Raw genomic sequence first — 722 nt, 5'->3', positions numbered from 1 at the left:
GGATCCGGTTAGCGCTCTGGTTGACCTGGCGGGCCAGGTCCAGGTCGAATCCCGTGAGCATCGACAAGGCGGCCGCGTCCTCGTCCGAGGCGTTGATGGCTCTCAGGGTGTGGGGCATGGTCCTGGCCGCGCCGGCGATGACGGCAGCGTCCTTGGCGTCGGTCTTGGCGCTGCCCGGTGTCAGGTCGGCGATGCGGCGCATCGACAGAGCCTGTTCAATGGTTTGTGTAAGCCCTTGTGGAAGGACTGACACTGATGACTGCTACTGATGATGACAACAGGGCTTCTGCTGGTGGTCGGGATGTGGTCGGCCAGCTGCGCTCGGCTGGGGCTCTGGATGGCTTGTTTGAGCAGAGCTGGTGCCGGGCAGGTGAGCATGACCGGGACTGATGGTCTGCTGCCGGCACTGCACCAAGGGAGGCCTTGGAGAGGGGCCTGGCCGCTTGGCTTGAGCGAGCACCTGGGTTACGACAGGGGCGAGCCAACCTCCCAGGCTCGTGGTAACGCCAGAAACGGAACCACGTCCAAGACGGTGGACTCGTCAGGATGGGGCCCTTCGAGATCGGGGTGCCCCGGGACCGGGCCGGGACCTTCACCCCGCGCCCGGGTAGCGCCAAGGGCCAGCGCCGTCTGGACGGCCTCGATGCGTGTGAATCACCAGGCCTGATGCGCCGGTGGAATGACGGTGCGGGATATCCAGCACCACCTGGCCTCCACGCTCA

The 722-nt window shown here is 65.9% G+C and carries 1 pseudogene; it reads right to left on the bottom strand.

The annotated features are described in order from the left end of the window. A pseudogene (locus HMPREF0975_RS14380) lies at window positions 1-208 on the bottom strand (IS110 family transposase); the annotation flags it as partial. Window positions 209-722: the final 514 nt, after the last annotated feature.

It is taken from the genome of Actinomyces sp. oral taxon 849 str. F0330 (assembly GCF_000239715.1).
GTDB lineage: Bacteria > Actinomycetota > Actinomycetes > Actinomycetales > Actinomycetaceae > Actinomyces > Actinomyces johnsonii.
This window is presented reverse-complemented; position numbering and strand designations above follow the sequence as displayed.